17 protein-coding genes and 1 pseudogene are annotated in these 18000 nt (G+C 57.9%); 7 read left to right on the plus strand and 11 right to left on the minus strand.

Annotated features, from left to right (window positions below; genetic code table 11):
* Positions 1-5 precede the first annotated feature (5 nt).
* The 9 genes from JZX89_RS26180 to traI are packed head-to-tail and all read right to left on the minus strand — an operon-like array spanning position 6 to position 7642.
* Positions 6-668 (minus strand): conjugal transfer protein TrbF, encoded by a 663-nt coding sequence (locus tag JZX89_RS26180; RefSeq protein ID WP_207135834.1) that lies wholly within the window; start codon positions 666-668, stop codon positions 6-8.
* A 17-nt stretch (positions 669-685) separates the two neighbouring features.
* Positions 686-1876, minus strand: a complete 1191-nt coding sequence (gene trbL / locus JZX89_RS26185; protein WP_207135835.1) for a P-type conjugative transfer protein TrbL — start codon at positions 1874-1876, stop codon at positions 686-688.
* Positions 1870-2097 carry an entry exclusion protein TrbK gene (trbK, locus tag JZX89_RS26190; protein ID WP_207135836.1) on the minus strand — a complete coding sequence of 76 codons (228 nt, stop codon included), beginning with the start codon at positions 2095-2097 and terminating at the stop codon, positions 1870-1872. The genes trbL and trbK overlap by 7 nt, the downstream gene beginning before the upstream one ends.
* A complete protein-coding gene (gene trbJ, locus JZX89_RS26195) occupies positions 2094-2903 on the minus strand; it encodes a P-type conjugative transfer protein TrbJ (protein WP_207135837.1) in 810 nt (269 codons plus the stop codon). The genes trbK and trbJ overlap by 4 nt, the downstream gene beginning before the upstream one ends.
* Positions 2875-5343: a conjugal transfer protein TrbE gene (locus tag JZX89_RS26200; RefSeq protein WP_207135838.1), complete on the minus strand. Its 2469-nt coding sequence runs from the start codon at positions 5341-5343 to the stop codon at positions 2875-2877. Before JZX89_RS26200 ends, trbJ begins: the two co-directional genes overlap by 29 nt.
* Positions 5344-5352: 9 nt before the next feature.
* Positions 5353-5652, minus strand: a complete 300-nt coding sequence (locus JZX89_RS26205; protein ID WP_033184404.1) for a conjugal transfer protein TrbD — start codon at positions 5650-5652, stop codon at positions 5353-5355.
* On the minus strand, positions 5645-6049 hold the full coding sequence (trbC, locus tag JZX89_RS26210; protein ID WP_207135839.1) for a conjugal transfer pilin TrbC: 405 nt from the start codon (positions 6047-6049) through the stop codon (positions 5645-5647). The genes JZX89_RS26205 and trbC overlap by 8 nt, the downstream gene beginning before the upstream one ends.
* Positions 6039-7010, minus strand: coding sequence for a P-type conjugative transfer ATPase TrbB (trbB, locus tag JZX89_RS26215; RefSeq protein ID WP_207135840.1), 972 nt, complete (start codon positions 7008-7010; stop codon positions 6039-6041). The genes trbC and trbB overlap by 11 nt, the downstream gene beginning before the upstream one ends.
* A complete protein-coding gene (traI, locus tag JZX89_RS26220; RefSeq protein ID WP_207135841.1) occupies positions 7007-7642 on the minus strand; it encodes an acyl-homoserine-lactone synthase in 636 nt (211 codons plus the stop codon). Before traI ends, trbB begins: the two co-directional genes overlap by 4 nt.
* A gap of 375 nt (positions 7643-8017) precedes the next feature.
* Between traI and repA the strand changes: the two genes are divergently transcribed.
* The 4 genes from repA (at position 8018) to JZX89_RS26240 (ending at position 13144) form a co-directional block, all read left to right on the plus strand.
* Positions 8018-9208 (plus strand): plasmid partitioning protein RepA, encoded by a 1191-nt coding sequence (gene repA, locus JZX89_RS26225; protein ID WP_207135842.1) that lies wholly within the window; start codon positions 8018-8020, stop codon positions 9206-9208.
* Positions 9209-9292: 84 nt separating this feature from the next.
* Positions 9293-10288, plus strand: coding sequence for a plasmid partitioning protein RepB (gene repB / locus JZX89_RS26230; RefSeq protein WP_207135843.1), 996 nt, complete (start codon positions 9293-9295; stop codon positions 10286-10288).
* Between the two features lie 155 nt (positions 10289-10443).
* A complete protein-coding gene (repC, locus tag JZX89_RS26235; RefSeq protein ID WP_207135844.1) occupies positions 10444-11688 on the plus strand; it encodes a plasmid replication protein RepC in 1245 nt (414 codons plus the stop codon).
* Positions 11689-11923: 235 nt separating this feature from the next.
* Positions 11924-13144, plus strand: coding sequence for a hypothetical protein (locus JZX89_RS26240; protein ID WP_246746807.1), 1221 nt, complete (start codon positions 11924-11926; stop codon positions 13142-13144).
* Here JZX89_RS26240 and JZX89_RS26245 read toward each other — a convergent pair.
* Positions 13095-13909 (minus strand): annotated as a pseudogene (locus JZX89_RS26245) (recombinase family protein); the annotation flags it as partial. The gene JZX89_RS26240 and the pseudogene JZX89_RS26245 overlap by 50 nt on opposite strands.
* Before the next feature lie 294 nt (positions 13910-14203).
* Here JZX89_RS26245 and JZX89_RS26250 point away from each other — a divergent pair.
* Both JZX89_RS26250 and JZX89_RS26255 read left to right on the plus strand, forming a co-directional pair.
* A complete protein-coding gene (locus JZX89_RS26250) occupies positions 14204-14401 on the plus strand; it encodes a hypothetical protein (RefSeq protein WP_207135845.1) in 198 nt (65 codons plus the stop codon).
* Positions 14398-15213, plus strand: coding sequence for a hypothetical protein (locus JZX89_RS26255; protein WP_207135846.1), 816 nt, complete (start codon positions 14398-14400; stop codon positions 15211-15213). Before JZX89_RS26250 ends, JZX89_RS26255 begins: the two co-directional genes overlap by 4 nt.
* Before the next feature lie 73 nt (positions 15214-15286).
* Here the strand turns inward: JZX89_RS26255 and JZX89_RS26260 are convergent, their stop codons facing one another.
* Positions 15287-16435: a site-specific integrase gene (locus tag JZX89_RS26260; protein ID WP_207135847.1), complete on the minus strand. Its 1149-nt coding sequence runs from the start codon at positions 16433-16435 to the stop codon at positions 15287-15289.
* Between the two features lie 190 nt (positions 16436-16625).
* Here JZX89_RS26260 and JZX89_RS26265 point away from each other — a divergent pair, with 190 nt between their 5' ends.
* The gene (locus JZX89_RS26265; RefSeq protein WP_207135848.1) at positions 16626-17774 is read left to right on the plus strand and encodes an RHE_PE00001 family protein; all 1149 of its coding nucleotides are present in this window, start codon (positions 16626-16628) and stop codon (positions 17772-17774) included.
* Positions 17775-18000 lie beyond the last annotated feature (226 nt).

Consider the following 18000-nt stretch of genomic DNA (forward strand, 5'->3'; position numbering starts at 1 on the left):
GCCTTTCAAAGCTGTGCTGTCCAGTCGAAGTCGCGGAGATAGAGACCAATTGGGTTCAGGCGGATGACGCCCTCGTCCTGCGGCGGAGTCAGGGTCACGGTGGCAATGCCGCGGAAACGTCGGACTGCGGTTTCCTTGCCGCGCCGGTCGCGCTCGAATTCGGTCCAGTCCAACTGGTAGCTTTGGTTCGAGAGCGCGACGATATTGTTGACCTCGATTGCCACCGTCGAGCTTTTCGCCTTCTCGAACGGAGAGTTGGAGCGAAACCAGGCGTTGACCTTCTCGGTTGCCGGATCCGAAGTTCTCAGCAGCCCATAGGTCCTGTCGATGTACTGCTTTTGCACGACCGCATCCGGCGTCACACTTCGAAAACTCGACACGAAGCTGCCGAGAGTGGCGCGTACCACACGCGGATCGGCATATTCGATCTGCTGCGGAAATCCCGCATTGACCGCCGTGCCGAGCTTGTCGACCTCCACAATATAGGGAACCAGCTTCACTTCGGTGCTTTGGTAAAGCGCGTAGCTGAAACCGATAACTGCCATGGTCATGCCGGTGATGCCGACGATCCGCCAGGCGGCGGCTGCCTTTACGTAGGATCCATAGCGCTCGTTCCATTCGTTGCGCGCAGCGAGATAGGGGTTATCGGGTATGTTTTGTCCTGCCATGGCGGATCGGCCTCCAGTCATTTGGTGTCATTGATCAACGGAGGTGGAGGCGGTGATCCGGGTCGGCTGGACTGCTGGTCGAGCTTGGCATTGGCAAGCCCCAGCAGCGAACCGGCATAGGCGCCGGGCGAACCGATCGCCTTATCCTTGGCCGCCGCACCGACCGCGCCGGCGACCCCACCAACCCCGGCCTCCATGCCGCGCATCGCGGCACTGCCAAGGGATGCTCCCCCTGCCCTTGCCGCACTCGCAGCCTGGAATCCTCTGCTGGCGGCTGACGTCGCCAAAAAGCCGGCGCCCGCCGCAAAGGATGCGGCCTGTCCGCCATGGCGGATCGCTTCCATGCCCCCGGAAACGGAGGCACCCTGGACTACGCCCTGCAGGATCGGCGGCACATACATGGCGATCACGAAGACCACGACCGATATTCCTGCGATGGCGAGCGTAGTGATAAACTGCTCGGAGGTTGCTGTCGGTGCCTCGGCCAGGCCGAGCAGGATATCGGAGCCGATCTTTGCAATCATCACCAATCCCATCAGCTTCATGCCGACGGAGAATACGTAGACCAAATATTTGATGGCGAAATCCTTAGTATAGGACGTACCACCCAGTCCGAGCATGATCATGCCAGCGAGCAAACCGACATACATTTCGACCATGACGGCGACGAAGATTGCGGCAACCAGCGAGAACGACACCACGACAACCACCATGGCGAAGACGGCCGCGATCGCCAGCGCGTTGTCTTCCCACAGTCCGAACTTCGCCTGTTCGGACATTTTGGTTGCGACACGAATCCCTGCGTCGAAAATGTTGGCGGGAGACGCTGATCCACCGCCCGCGCCGATATGATAGAGACTGTCGACCACAGCCTTGGCAAACTCCGGTCCGCGATCAAGGATGAAGGCAAAGAGCCCAATGAACATGATGCGTTTGACCAGCTCCGCAAACCAGCTATCGAGGGAGGCGGCGTTGATTGCGAGCCACACGGCGGCGATACCAACCTCGATGCCTGCCAGGATCCAGAACAGCGAGCGGGCCGCATCCATGACAGTCGTTTCCCAGCCCTTGGCAGCAGCAACAACGGAGTTCTCCAGGGTTGTCAGCACCTGACCCTGTTGCGCAAAGGTAGGCGTACTCGCGATCAACACGATGCCGATTGCGATAAGGGTGAGTTCGAGGCAGCGGGGAAGCGCAACGATCACCATCTCGGCTTCATTTCCTGGCCGCCGCGAATGTCGCGATCAGTATTGCCGCCGAAGAATTGCTCGCGGTGTTCGCGTCGGGCCGCTTCAGATGCAGTCGCTGGTGATGCTTCTCCCGTTCCGGACATAGGGCCCGGTCCCGGTTGGACGATCCATCTTGCGACGCCCACTCCGAACGCGGCGGTCCCCACGATAGCGAGGATGATGACAAATCGCGGGCTCACCAGCGGGGCTCCATCGTCTGCCCACCGCGGATGTCATGCTCGGCCCCGCTGAAGAATTGCTCGCGACGCGCCTGCGCAAGATCCTTTTGCGCCTGTTCCGACTGGAACCAGGTGCCCATCATCGTCATCTGCTGGGAAACGAGACCACGCAACTTTTGCATCTGCGTGACCTGCTGGGCGGCGATCTGGTGTCCGACCTGCAGTGCCTTCATCTGCCCGTCGGCCGACTCCGACATCGACCGCAGCGACGACATGGTGCTCTCCTCGCTTGAGAACTGGTCAGCCGTCAGGTTTGCGGCCTTCAAGGTGCCGCCGATGGTATCACGATTAGTGTCGGACCAGCTCTGATAGGTCGAGGAGAAACTTGCACCATCCGGCAGGTTGCTCTTCATCTCGGAAAAGCTCTGGAAGCGTTGTTTAAGCACATCGTCTACATTGCCCATCGAGAAGGCGACGCCCTGCCCTTGCGCCACGACATTCTGAAGGTTCTTCAGGTCGTTCTCGATCTGGCCCCAGATGTGGTTCGGCAATTGCGCTGTGTTTTGCAGCATGTTCTTGTAGATGTTGATCTGATTCTGGATCTGCTCGGCCAGCTGCGATATCTGTGTGATCTGGTTGTTCACCTGCTCGGCCGACTTGCCGACGAGCGAGATCAGCTCGGCATTGTTGGCAAGCTGTGTCCATTCCGTCGCCTGACCTGTCACGCCACCAGCCTTTGCCTGGATTGGCGTTGCGATTGTGACTGCGGTCGCCACGATGACCACCGCACGGTATGTCTCAATAGGTCGGAAAGAGCGTTTCGGCATTGGCGATCCCCCTTTGCTGGAGCCAGTTTAGAGGCCACATGGCCCCATGTTCGGAATGCAGGCTGCGGATCTGCTTCAGGTCTTCCTTGCCCGTCGCTCCGACGAACGAGAGCGCAACAGGACCAAGCGCCATGTTGAACAGACGGCGACCCTCCGGTGAGACGACGTAGTATTCGCGTTTGGGAATGGAGGTTGCGACGATTTCGATCTGCCTGTCGTTGAAGCCGATGCGCTCATAGAACTCGCGGGTGCCCGGTTCGCGCGCCGCTCCGTTCGGCAGGCAGATTTTCGTTAGGCAGGATTCCTTCAGCACGTCGATGATGCCGGAGCGCTCCGCGTCTGAAATCGACTGGGTGGCAAGCACGACAGCACAATTGGCCTTTCGCAGCACCTTCAGCCATTCGCGGATCTTGTCGCGAAACACCGGATGGCCGAGCATTAACCAGGCCTCGTCGAGAATGATCAGGCTGGGTGCGCCGGTCAGGCGTTTCTCGATGCGCCGAAACAGGTAGGTGAGAACGGGAACGAGATTGCGCTCGCCCATGTTCATCAGTTCTTCGATCTCGAAGCACTGGAAGGCGCCGAGCGCCAGGCCGTCCTGCTCTGCGTCGAGCAACTGGCCCATTGGACCGTCGACGGTGTAATGATGCAGTGCGTCCTTGATTTCGCGCATCTGCACGCCGGAAACGAAATCTGACAGCGAGCGGCCACGGGATTCCGCCATCAGCGACAACTGCCTGGAGATGGCGTTGCGATAGTCCGGGGTGATGGTCACACCTTGCAGCGCCACCAGCATCTCAATCCACTCCGAGGCCCAGGCCCGGTCGCCGTCGGTCGACAGTTCGGCGAGCGGGCAAAAGGCAAGCGCCTTTACCTCACCACCAGCCGAGGGGCCGATATCGCCGCCGATCTGGTAGTGATCGCCGTTGAGACCGAGGGTCAGCGGCAGCATCGAGCCGCCCTTGTCGAAGGCGAACACCTGGGCATCGGCATAACGCCGGAATTGCGCGGCTATCAGACCCAGCAGCGTCGACTTGCCGGAGCCTGTCGGGCCGAAGACCAGCGTATGGCCGACATCATCGACATGCAGATTGAGCCGAAACGGCGTCGAACCGGATGCCACCTGCATCAGCGGTAGCGAGGCCGGCGGATAGAACGGGCAAGGCGCGGTCGGACTTCCGGACCAGACGGAGTTCAGCGGGATAAGATCGGCGAGATTGCGGGTGTTGATCAGCGGCTCGCGGATGTTGGCGTAGGAGACGCCTGGCAGGCTGCCGAGAAAGGCATCCGTGGCGTTCAACGTCTCGATGCGTGCGCCAAAACCTTCGGCCTGGATCAAACGGCGGATGGCCTCGCAATTTTCCTGGAGGCGGGTCGGATCTTCTTCAAAGATCACGATGACCGGCGTGTAGTAGCCATAGGCGACGAGCTGCGAGGAGGCTTCAGCGATGGCATCCTCGGCTTCCGCCACCATCAGCATGGCGTCCTGATCGACCGAGCGTGATTGCGTCTGGAACAACTGGTCGAAGAACGGCCGCACCTTCTGCTGCCACTTCTTGCGGGTGCGCTCGAGGCGCGCCCTTGCTTCCTCGGCGTCAAGGAAGACGAAGCGGGACGACCAGCGATAGGTGAGCGGCATCCGGTCGAGCGTGTTGAGGATCCCCGGCCAGCTTTCGGCCGGCAGACCGTCGATCGCCACCACGCCGAGAAAGCGGTTCTCGACCATTGGGGTCAGGCCATGCTGCAACTCGGCCGTCACCAGCCAGTCGAGATACATGGGGATATCAGGCAGGCGCACCGGATGGTTCTCGCCGGTGACGCAGAAGCGAATGAACTGGAACAGCTCGTCGTAGCGCGCGACACGGAACCCGCCACGCTCCGACGTTTCGCGCGTCATCATTCGACGGATCGACACGACATTGGCGAGATACTGCTCGACCTCGCGGATCGAGGTCAGGAAACTCTCGAGCGCCTTATCGGCATAGGTGGCTGAGCGGCTTGCCGCGTCGGAATAGATGTACCGCGTCAGACCGGATCGCCGCGGCTCCGGTGGCCGCCATGTCAGAATCAAAGCGTGCCGGCTCTCGAAATGCCCCCTTTCCGTCTGAAAGTGCACTCGTCGCTCATCGTCGATGGCGCGTGTGACGGGATCGGGAAAGTGGGATTCACCCTCATTCGGATAATCGCCGGTTGGCACCCTGATGGCCTCGACCTGGATCATCCATCCGGAACCCAGCCGCGACAAGATGGCATTGATCTGTCGCGACACCTCGTTGCGCTCGGCGTCGGTCGAGCTCTCGCTATCCGGCCCGGCAAAATACCAGCCGGCCATCAGCGAACCGTCTTTCAGCAGGATGACGCCATTGTCGACCAACCCGGCATAGGGCACCAGATCGGCAAAGGACGGTCCGGAATGGCGGAATGATTTGAGGGCGACCATCCGAAATCCTCAGAACTTGCGCCACGGCGACGACGTCGCGCGATAAGACGTCTTGTAGGAGATATGGCGGAGATAGACCCGACGCATCAACGGATCGGATTTGGCCATCATGCGTAGCGCTGCGACTGCGACCAGCCAGATCGCAATGCCGAACAATGCCGCGTACCAGGTCAGGACGACGAAGATTAGGATGATGGCGGCCAGCGCCGTCAGCAGCACGAGCTCGCGGTCGGCGCCCATCAACAGGTTCGGACGCGATAATGCCCTGTGCACACGCGAGCGCGCCAAAGAAGATCCGGCCTCAGCCATGAGCCCCCTCCCCCGCTGTGGCCGGCGTCGCCTTCGGTTCGGGAGTTCCTTGCTCGGCCTGTGCGTGGCCCTCGCCGATCGAGGCGCCGGTCGCGCCGAAGAGAGCAACGATCTGCGTCGCTCCGAGGAGCACACCGCCCACCAGCGCGACATAGCAAAGCCGCCTTGCGAAATCATTCAGCTCGCCTCCAAAGATCAGCATGGCGCCAGCAATGGCTACAGCGGCCAGCGCGATAAACCCGGCGACTGGTCCGGTGATCGATTGCTGGATCTGTTGCAGCGGCGATTCCCAGGGAAGACCGCCGCCGCCCGAGGAAGCGAATGCGGAATCGCTAAAGCCGATAGAAATGGCGACAAGCGTCGCGCCGGTGAGAAAAATGGAGATTTTACGCGACATGGCTGTCCTCATCGATCTGGGCATAATGTTCGGTCTGGTAGCGGCCGTTGCTATATCCTTCGATGTGGATCACCTCGCGGACCCGCCTCCCCTTCCCCGTTCGTTCAATGGAAACGACGAGATCGACGGCTTCGCCGATCACCTCCTGCATCGGCTGCTGACTGGCTTCCGCCGTCAGTTGCTCGAGCCGGCGCAAGGCTGACATCGCGGTGTTGGAATGGATCGTGGTGACACCGCCCGGATGGCCGGTGTTCCAGGCCTTGAGCAGCGTTAGCGCCGCACCGTCGCGCACCTCGCCGACAACGATGCGGTCGGGACGCAGGCGCATCGTGCTCTTGAGCAGGCGCGCCATGCCGATGGTATCGCTGGTGTGCAGAGACACAGCATTTTCGGCCGCGCATTGAATTTCGGCGGTGTCTTCGAGAATGACCATCCTATCGTCCGGGGCCGCAGTGACGATTTCGGCGATGATGGAGTTGGCAAGCGTCGTTTTTCCGGAACCGGTGCCCCCGGAGATGACGATGTTCATCCGCGCATCGATCGCGCTTCGAATTGCCGATGCCTGGGCTTCGGTCATCACCTTCGACTTCACATACTCTGTCAGTGGAATGAGACGCGAAGCGCGCCGGCGGATGGTGAATGCCGGACTTGATACGATCGGAGGCAACAGGCCCTCGAAGCGGTGTCCACCAATCGGAAGTTCGCCAGAGATGATCGGCCGCTCGTCGTCGGCCTCCGACTGGAGCGCGTGGGCGACGCTGCCGATGATGACTTCCGCAGCGGCAGAGCTCATCGCGCCGGCAGCTGCAACGCCGTGCCCCAGTCGTTCGATGAACAGCCGGCCATCGGGATTGAGCATGATTTCGACCACCGTCGCGTCTTCAAGCGCAACGCAGAGCTGGTCGCCTAGGGCGTCCTGCAGTTTACGGACTAAACGGGGATGTGAGCGAAGTTGGGTCACGCAGCGCTCCGGATTTGACGGCTGTGATCTTCGGCGGCGAGCGAGCGGTAGCCTTGCGGGCAAACGCGTTCAAAACTTGTCCGATTGACCGGCAGAGTTCCGGCGACGGCCACGGTGTTGCCGATCGCCATGGGATCGCCAAGTCGTTTCATCGGCCATCCGGCTCGGTTCAAGATGCGCTCGAAGCGCAGGTCGGTTGCTGTTACGATCTCGTCGTAGCCATTTTCCATCGACCATTCGATGATGCCGGCAAACATGGTGAGGGTTGCGAGATGAAGCTGCCCTCCCCTTCCCGCAGCCAAGGTCGTATCGACACAAAAGCGCGAGCTCTCGACTACGCTGGCCGACGCAGCGAGCGATCCGGATGGCAGCAGTTGCGGGAATGTCTGCTCCAGCATCGTTGGGCCCAATGCCGGCAGTAGGCGCGCGCATCCGACGATCTTTTGGCTATCTGTGACCGCGAGGATGTAGGTCGGATCGAGATCGTCGTATTCGTCACGCTCACCCGCGTTGGTTATGGAGACATCCCATCCCAGGCGTTCGCCAAAGACTGCAGCACGGAGGCGGTGCATCTGACTTAGATGATTGGCATGATCGACATATCGATCTGACGAAATGATAATAACCTGCATCTTGATCTCCGCACGACGTGGACATGCCGGAGAAAGATCATCTCAAAAGGCGTGTGGCCATCTGCAGATCTGCAGATGCTGATTCTACCGAGTCGTGGCGGATGCCCCAACTCCATGCGGCAATTCGTGTGCAAAACATCGGCCAAACTCTGCAGATCTGCAGTTGTGGTGTGCTGTACGAAAACACGAAAATCTGTCTAACTATTCGAAACCTATTGGGGATTCGGCTTGAACGAGGAATCCACGGTGCACGCGTTAACTTCTTGTTAACGTTAAATCCCTTGCAGCAGAGGGGGAATCGCGGGATAGTTTCGCAAATGATGGCTTTGTGGCCATTTTTTCGAAAGTGAAACCCTCCGGGATATAGTTTGCAAAATGAGCCATCCGCAGCCCAACAGATTTGATATCGAGATTGCCCAGCAGGGCGCAAAGATCTCAAACGCGTTGCATATGCTGCGCAGCCAACAATATCCCCCGGACGCAAAGAAGGGCCTACGCAAGTTTCAGCTGGGAGAAGTCGCGGACTTCATCGGAGTTACCCAGAGCCATCTTCGCCAAATCCATTTGGAGGGTAAAGGCCCCGAGATCGAATCGGTTGGTGGCCGGCGCTATTATACGGCTGATCAGATGTTAGAGCTCCGAGACTATCTCGAAGCTAATAAAAAGTCTGACAAGCGATATTACGTTCCCCGGCGTCGTGAAGGTGAGCCGATGCAGGTCGTGTCGGTGGTGAATTTCAAGGGCGGAAGCGGAAAGACCACGACCGCCGCGCACCTTGCCCAATATCTCGCCCTCACCGGCCATCGCGTGCTTGCGGTCGATCTCGATCCACAGGCATCACTGACGTCCCTGTTCGGAATACAGCCTGAACTTGATGATACTGCATCACTGTACGAGGCGCTTCGTTTCGATGACGAGCGGAAATTTATCGCGGAAGTCATCCAGCCAACCAACATTCCGGGCCTTGATGTGGTTCCGGCAAATCTGGTCCTGCAGGAATATGAGTATGATGTGCCCCTCGCTATCTCCTCCAAGAAGGGAGAGGACGGTCGGCTATTCTACATGCGCATCTTCAATGCGCTGAAGCAGGTGGATGATAGGTACGATGTGGTTGTCATAGATTGCCCGCCGCAGCTGGGATACCTGACGATCACCGCGCTTATGGCCTCGACGGGCATTCTGATCACTATCCATCCCCAGATGCTGGATATCATGTCGATGAGCCAGTTCCTGATGATGCTAGGCGGTATTATGGGGCCAGTCGCCGAGGCTGGCGCCGAAATGCGGGTCGAATGGTTCCGCTATCTCGTGACGCGCTTCGAGCCGACGGACATCCCGCAGGCACAGATGGTCGGGTTCATGCAATCGATGTTCGCCCAGCAAATGTTGAAAAATCACGTTTTAAAGTCGACGGCCATTTCTGATGCATCGATAAAGAAGCAGACCTTGTACGAGGTAGAGCGCGGCGATTTCGTCCGTTCTACCTACGACCGCGCGATGGAAAGCCTGAACGCAGCCAACGGTGAAATCATGGAGCTGATCCACGGCGCATGGGGGCGGAAATGACGTACTTGTCAGCCGTTTTTTCGCGAGGATTTATGAAGCGTATCAATCCCTTGTCGTCGTTGAAATCGAGTTTGGAGGCCGGCTATGGCGCGTGAAAATCCTTTTTCGAAACTGGACATGGCTTCCATCGCGTCTAACCAGACGCCGACAAAGCCTGGCTACGGCATGACGGGGGCAGCGAAGACTGTCGTTCGCTCCATTGAGGACTTGGCGGAGAACACAAAGAAGCTGATGGAAGGCGAGGTGATCGTGGATCTGGATCCGCGGTTGATTGACGTTTCCTTTGTCGCCGATCGCCTTTCCGACGACGGCGAGGAATACCAGGAGCTCAAGCAGGCGATCGCGTCGTCCAGCCAGACGACACCGATTCTGGTTCGACCCAGTTCGTCGGATAGTCAACGCTTCATGGTCGTCTTCGGTCACCGCCGTCTCAAAGTCGCCAAAGAGCTTGGAATTCCGGTCAAGGCAGTTGTCAAGAAGCTGGATGACATCACGTCCGCTATTGCCCAGGGGCAGGAAAATTCCGCACGCTCCAACCTGTCGTTCATAGAGCGTGCGTACTTCGCACAGAACCTGCTTGCGTCTGGAATGACGAAGGATGTGGTTCGGTCGTCGCTCGCGATCGATGAGGCGATGCTTTCGAAAATGCTCGGTGTCGTGGAGGTCGTCCCGGCTTCGATCCTCAAGATGCTCGGGGCCTCCAAGAAGATCGGGCGCGACCGGTGGCTTAGCCTCCGTCAATTGCTTCTTGCTCCTGCCCTCCTGAAGGTTGCCACGGAGCATGTCGAAACGGCGGGCTTCGTTGAGCTGACTGAAGACAAGCGGTTCGATGAACTTCATGACTATCTGAAGCGCTACAAGGCCAAATCGGCTGCAAAGAAGCCAAAGGTCAGTGCGTCCGAGAAGGATTGGACGTCGAGCGACAGCTCACTGAATTTCGTGATGAATGCCAAATCGAAGAAGGTTGCGATCGAGCTTTCGAATATCGAAGCGAAGCCCTTCAGCGAGTGGCTATCAGCCCACATGGATCGTTTGTACGACGAGTACAGAGGATCGAAGCAGGAAAACAACGGAGACTAAACCGCAAAAGAAAAAGGCCCCCAAACGGTAAACCGTGGAAGCCTCTCTCATATCTCTCGCAGGATTGAGAATCGCATTTCCCGGAATCACAGTCAAGAGTCTTGGCACCGATTTGGTGAGCGGATTTCTTTTGCCTAACGGAAGGTGAGAGAGAGATGCAGACGGGACAGGTAACGACGCCCTTTGGGCGGCGACCGGCGACGCTTGCCTTGGTGAAAGGGCAATTGGCGGTCGCGGCATCAACACCAGGCACGCGTGTCGAAAAGTGGAAAGTATTTCGCGATGTGTGCGAGACGAGGGAGCGCTTCGGTTTGCAAGACAGAGCGCTTGCCGTTCTCGATGCCCTTTTGACATTTTACCCCGATGCACAGCTCGACGCTGAAAACGGGCTTGTTGTATTTCCATCCAATGCGCAGCTATCCGTCCGCGCTCATGGGATCACGGAAAGTACGCTGCGCCGCCAGCTCGGCGCACTCGTGGAGGCAGGACTTATCCAGCGTCGTGATAGTCCGAACGGGAAACGATACGCACATCGCAGTCGAGACGGTGAAATCGAGCAGGCTTACGGCTTCGATCTGAGCCCGCTGGTTGCGCGTGCCGCCGAGCTTGCCTTGCTGGCTCAAGACGTGGCCGCGGAGCGTATGCGCTTTCGCCGAGCGAAGGAAGCACTCACGATCTGCCGTCGAGATGTTCGGAAGCTGATTACAGCCGCAATTGAGGAAGGCGCTCCCGGCAATTGGGCGCATGTTGAAACGATATATATTGGCATTCTCGGGCGGCATCCCCGCTATCCGGACAGAAAACAGATCGAAGCAACACTCGATGAGATGGAGCTCCTGCGCGCAGAAGTCCTCAACCTGCTGGAAATGCAGTCAGAAACTGAAAATATGCACGGCAATGCCATGCTAGGTGACCGCCACATACAGAATTCAAATACCGAATCTATAAATGAACTTGAACCTCGCTCCAGAGAAGAGCAGGGCGAAAGCGCGCCGGAAGAGCCTCACGCAACGAGTGTGCCGCCTGGAGAGACAAAGGCAAAGCTCGAACAGATCAAAACGTTCCCGCTAGGAATGGTTCTTCGAGCTTGCCCGCAGATTGTCGACTATGGGCCGGACGGCGGTATTGCACATTGGCGCGAGTTGATGACTGCGGCCGTGGTGGTCCGCTCCATGTTGGGTGTCAGCCCGTCAGCCTATGAGGAGGCCTGCAATGCGATGGGGCCAGAAAATGCTGCTGTGGCCATGGCGTGCATTCTCGAGCGATCGAACTTCATAAACTCGGCCGGCGGGTATCTGCGCGATCTGACGAAGCGCTCGGAGCGTGGGCAATTTTCGTTGGGGCCTATGCTGATTGCGCTGCTTAAGGTCAACGGAGAGACCACACGTCGCGTCGGCTGAGGTTCGGGCTTAGCTAATCCAGGGCAGTAGGAACGTCCGGCGGCCCATGCGACGCCCGATTTGAAAAATTGTCAGCCGTTTTTTTTGGTTGATTTCTGATACGATTCAATGGTTTGTCGTCGTTGATAATGCAATGGATCAGATCCTCACAGCCAATTATGTGGGGTTTTGACCGTAACATCTGATGTTTTCGCGCGGGCTCTTGCCTGGCAAGCAATGTTGGGAGAGCAATTCGATGTGGAAAGCGAAGCGCAAGCTTTTAAATGTTGAACAAGTGAGCGCACATCCGGCAGGCCCGTCTCGTCTCATCCGTGGCCGGGCTCCTGGCAGTACGGAATTGTCCTTTACGCCGGCAGAGCTTTTCGGAGCTATGGCTCAATGCTCCAGTCGCGCGCGAATGGACCAACGAGCAGCGAGGGCCCAGGTTGCTTTTTGCAAGCATTTGATTGCTCAGCACGTCGATGACACCAATGATCGTTTTGCGCTGCTAAATTCCGCGCGCGATTTGAAAGACTATGTACGGAAGGCGATGACAGGGTTGGTCGGTGATGGGATAGCCTACCTTCAAATGGTGCGCGATGGTTACCGGTGGGTCGATCATTTCGAGAGCCACGACGCACACGGAAAAAAGCCGACTGGGCGATCGCCAGACTTCATCTTCAGCCGAACCAATGACCTGTACGTAGCACTTGCAGAATCGAAGGCCACTAAAGGCACGTCAAAGGGAGCTTTCAACGAACGGGTTGCAGATGGCTATAAGGGCCAAGTTGAACCCTATCTCGGTCGCAAAATCGGCAGTTGGATTGCTTCGCATGGGTATTCGGTCGGTAGCTGGATGACATCGTTGAAGCGAGCGGAGATGTTTGTCCATCACACGGCGCTACCGGATCCAGAAGATCCCGATGGTCCAGACCCAGAGGAGGGCTCTGACCCGACCGGCGTTCGGTTCGGCAGCTATTGCGGTGTGATTACACTTCTTTTTGGTCCCGAGATCGGCGAGGCCGCACGTTCTCGCCTGTGGAATCCATCCGAGCAAACCTTCTCGACGGTTGACTGGCTCGGACGCACGTGGATTCTTGGCGAAGAAGTTGATGCTGAGGCAATCGTGACCGATCGTCATGGGAAGGTTGTCTTTGAGGGGACATGGTCTCATTGGTTCAATGGACTGGCGATCGACCTAGAAACCGCCCAGAAGGTTTTTGCCTATCTCGAGGCGGAAGAACCTGAAGGCCGGATGTTGGAAAATATTCCTGAGTTTGGTGCAGACCTAATTGAGGCAGCAAAGGAGTCCGGTGGGGCAATTTTTCCAGACGGATTTGCGGTTCTGGGCCGAGAGAATGATCTGAAAGAAGTTCAACTGGGCGCGATACCTCCGAAAGCGGCAGCTTCCATTGTTGTAAAAGACACTGGCTGGCAATGTCGCGCAGCGACAGGCCGGGATCGGCAATGGCAATAGCTGCGACGAGCTTCATGAGGTGATCTTCTGGCGCGGGGCGCGGGGCGCGGAGAGCGGACCAATAGGTCAGGCTCGGCCAGCTTCTCGCGGACCATCCGATGTACGGCGCGGCGTAACCTTTCCACGGTCCAGTCATGGACTTTGCGATTGAGGACGCGCACGACATTGTCCCAGCTATGCTTTGGGCGAAGTTGCCGAACAGTCGGGAGCTAGGTCTGGGCAGAGGAGATCAGCTCGTCGAGATAGAGTTTTTCACGAGCCTTCGAGACCCCTTGATCGCTTCTGGACGTCGCGCGCGAAGTTCTGGGTTGCCGGGCAGCTTGCTACGGGCTTTTGCGGCCTTGATGCCGGCTCCAGTTCGTTCGGCAATCAACGCTCGCTCGAGCTGGGCGAAGGCACCAAGGACTTGGAGAGAAAACATGCCCTGTGGTGTGGACGTATCGATCGGATCGCGGATCGACCGCAAATGGACACCGCGCTCTTCGAGATCTTCGATCACTTGCAGAAGATGGCCGACCGATCGGGCGAGGCGATCCAACCGGACGACGACCAGCACGTCGCCGGCTGCGAGCTCGCCAAGCAGTCTCGTAAGAACCGGGCGGACTCGGGATGCGCCCGATCAGTGCTCCTGAAAAATCCGCTCTCAGCCGGCGGCACGCAGCTCGTCCATCTGTGCATCATACACCTGATCGTCGGTCGAAACCCGGGCGTAACAATGAGGTGCTTAGGAGCGGGTGGCGGATCGGCGGATTGACGTTTTGCAATCGGTTTTTTGGTTCTTATATGGTGTTTTGTACAGACCAGCCGGTTGGCATGCGTTCAAATGCTTTTATCGCAATCTGTGGCACAGTAGCTTATATGGGGACGGATGCGTTGCGCAACTGGCAGCATAGTGACGCGTTACCAAAAAGTGGGCGACCTAGAAAATCGCGGCGTCCCGGAACAATTTGCATGTCAATGGGATATTGTGTTATCAATTGGGAGTTAACGTGCGGATGGTCAACGAGACCACGTACATGAAGCGAGCGCATCATAGAAACTTGTGCGAAGAGAAGAGAAATGTATTTAGATCGCGTTCATTTCGATGTTGATCAGCGCCGCCGTGAAAAGCAGCAGGACCGCGATCTCGATTCCGCACGTCTTCTCAAGAGCGATGGTGAAGCTGCTAAGCTCTCCCAGCAAAACGGTATGTTCTCGGCATTCAAGCCGGCGCAGATGAGCATCGGGCAACGCAGGGTCCGCATGCAACTGGCATGACTGCCTATAACGAGTTTCTACTCCCCGACGAAGTTATCAAGATTGTGTCAAACCTTACCGTTGACGATGAGGCGTTTATCGTTGGTGGCCAGGCTACGTTCCTTTGGGCTGGATTTTTCGAGACGTTGCAGCCAGAACTCGAAAAATACAAGCCATTCACAAGTAAAGACATCGACTATTACGGCGGTGTTCAGGCAGCAGAGAAATTAGCGTTAGCAATTGGGGGCACCGTTAGGACGCCCAGCAAAGATAGCATGAATTCGCCAAGCACCGCGATCGTGGAGGCCAATATTAACGGTCGACTGATCATCGTCGACTTCCTTCACGGAATAATCGGTATCAAGCGCGAAGAGTTTCGAAACGGTGTGTCGACGATCCGGCTTCGAAACGACGACGCTTCGACCGTCGAGGTGGCAGTGATGCATCCGGTCCTTTGCCTGAAAAGCCGTATAAGCAACATTATGAGCCCGGCTACACTACGCAGAGATGAAATTGCAATACGCCAAATGAATGCTGCATGGTGGGTTGTTAGAGCCTACATCGACAATGCATTGAAGGATGGGGATCACAAGGAGGCAACGCATTGCCTGAGGGATTTATTTCACTTCCTGCGTGGCCATCAATATGGACGTACAGCCCATGATGTAATTGAGACAGACGTGCTCGATATTCTCAAACACTTTGTAGACGATTCCAGGCTGGATGATCGGTGGCGTGAGCTAACTTTGAAGCCGGCAATTAAGACGATCGAAACTAAACGCGATGCGTGGGCAAACCGTAAAGTTGCAACCGACAAAAGCGTTGGAGATTAACTTTAGTTGTGCTCAATCCTCTAATCCCAAATTCGATGCCTTTATTGAAACGGCGCGTTGCGGAAAAGAGCAATTACAAAATGCGAGCAGCCTGGCCCGTCCGACGAACCGCGTTGTTATAATAACTTGATGCCTGCTGCACCGACCGATGTCTTGACTGTTCCATCGCTTCGGGAAGGGGTACACCACGATTGGCGGCTTCAGTCAGATAGCCCGACCGCAGCCCATGTGCCGAAAACTCCCCAGGATCCAGTCCAGCCATTTCCGCGCGCTGTTTGAGGATCGCATTGACCGACTGCGGATCGAGCGCCCGGCGCGAGACCGTTCCCCATCTTCCGATCCCGCGAAACAGGCTTCCCTCGTCGATTCTTGCGGCCGCCATCCAGACATTCAGCGCGTCCACCGGCCGTCCGGTGAGATAGACGATATCATCCTGCTCGCCACTCGTGGTTTTCGTCCGCCCAAGATGAATGGCAAGAGAGGGGAGAGGAGCGCCGTCCGGGATCTCGATCGGCGGCTCGACAGTCAGCTGCTCCACACGAAGCCCGGCGATTTCGCTGCGCCTGCGACCGCCTGAGGCAAAGGCGACCATCAACATTGCCTTGTCGCGTAGATCACGCAGGCTGTCTGACGCGCAGGTCGCCAGCAGCTTTGCCAGCACGTCGCCTGTGACCGCTTTTGCGCTTTTACGGCGCCGCGTCCGCGGGGCGGCGCGCGCAGCGAGGCGGATGGCGGACTTGAGGGCAGGGGAGGCGAAGGCGCCATTGAGGCCGCGCCACCTGGTCAGCGTCGACCAGTTGGCCAGCCGCCGGCGCACCGTCGATGGCGCGTGCGGGCCAACGGATTTCAGGAAACCCTGACGCCTTAGATTTTTGTCGACATCATCGGGCATGCCGTGGTTGGGGTCACTTGCGCGCTTTTCCGGATCCCACAGATGATGGGCTACGAATTTGAGCAGCAACGCCTCGGGCGCCGGCCAGGGCAGGGACTGTCCGGTGGCAGCGAGACCCCAGGCCTCCAGGTAGGCAAGATCAGACGTCAGGGCCCTTAGCGTATTGTCGCCCATGCCCTGATTAACGAGATGCCGCAGCGTCTCGATGTCATCATCGGTCAACAGCTCGGCAAGCTCGTCGCGGCGTTCGAGCGGCAAAACGGACGCGATGGTATCGAGCTCTTCGGCGCGCCACTCGACGGACGTGTGTGATGTCTTCGTTTTAGGCACGATAGGCTCCAGAATCGCGGGTTTCGGCGGCCGCTGGCACCGTGATTTGCCCCGATTTTCCTCGATTTGCGCCGCGAAATCAACTACCATCGATAATTGGTACTTATCGATGGTTTAAAACCCAACCGACAATCATACCATGTAGCGAACCGGAATATTGCTATAGAGTTTGTTTAGCAAATCGTTTACCATGATTTCAATGGCTTACGATGTTTCAAAAATCAGCATGAATGCCTTTATGCGACCGGCTTTCGACGCGACCGTCGCCCTGACCCGTCTCGACGAGCGCATTGCCCGTTCACTCGTAGGGCAGGGCTGGATCGAACGCCAAAACTTTGCCGACGCCTGCGCTTCGCTGTGGATCGACGGCGAATTGGTGCATCTCGAGGACCTCGTCCTGCATGACGCCACCCGTGACATCCGTACACCGACCCACGAACTCACCATCGCCCGTGACGTTTTAAAAACCCGCCGACGGATTTCTGGCCAAACACCAGATTGGGCACTGTCGCCGGAAGGCATTCGCTCGCTTCTGCAGACATCGGAGATCGCCTCACCCGGCACTGAGGCTGCGGAGCAGGCCGGCGTCATACGGTCCGCGGCGGTGGGAAAAATTCCGGAAGGGGAGGGGAAAGAAATCGATGAAGCCGAAGGGCTTCCCGGCGTCGATCTCGCGGCAATCGACGCGCTGCTTGCGCGATCTGACGCTGCAATCGAACAGGCAAAGCGCCCCGACTGGCTTGCGGTCGACAGCCGCGAGCGGGACACTCTTGTCTATGATCTCGACTGGGACGAGGATGCCCGGCTGGAGGAATGGCGCGCCGTATTGCGGCAAGCCGAAAACTTGCCGGCGGTTCTTCAGGCGGTCGTCGCCCTTGATGCCTGGAACGAGCTTTCCGTCCTTCAGCACGCGCCCTGGCTTGGCCGGCTGTTTGCCGCCGCGATCCTGCGCCAGGCCGGTGTCACGTCAGGTGCGCATCTTGCCGCCATCAATCTCGGCCTGAAAACCATTCCCGTCGATCGGCGCCGGCATCGTGATCGGGAGACCCGGTTGCTCGCCATTGCTCACGGCCTGATCGCGGCCGCCGAGCTAGGTCTGAAAGAGCATGACAGGCTGGCCCTGGCTCGAACGCTGATGGAGCGAAAGCTGGACGGACGCCGGGCCTCGTCAAAACTGCCGGAACTGGTCGAGCTGGTGATGGCAAAGCCGCTGGTGTCGGCCGGGATGGTGGCGAAGAGGCTCGACGTCACTCCGCAGGCGGCGCGGCGGATTGTTTTGGAGCTGGGCCTGCGCGAGATGACGGGGAGGGGGAGGTTTCGGGCGTGGGGGGTCTTGTAGTGAGGCACGTCAACAAGAATTAATTAGAAACATCCAATTCATGCATAGTGTTGTGTATTGCCGCAGTAGGAAATTATGCAGTCGTCTATGACGGGGCTGTATCTGCAGCATGCGCCAGCAACTTGCAACGCCCACTTTGGCAGGACTGAGTGTCTGGATCGAAGGCACGCTTTGACGCCGTCACAAAAGCAGAAGGTGGCTAAAGCGATGGACTATGTCTTCCGCG

Origin of the sequence: Agrobacterium burrii, from assembly GCF_017313405.1 — a bacterium.
Classification (GTDB): domain Bacteria; phylum Pseudomonadota; class Alphaproteobacteria; order Rhizobiales; family Rhizobiaceae; genus Agrobacterium; species Agrobacterium burrii.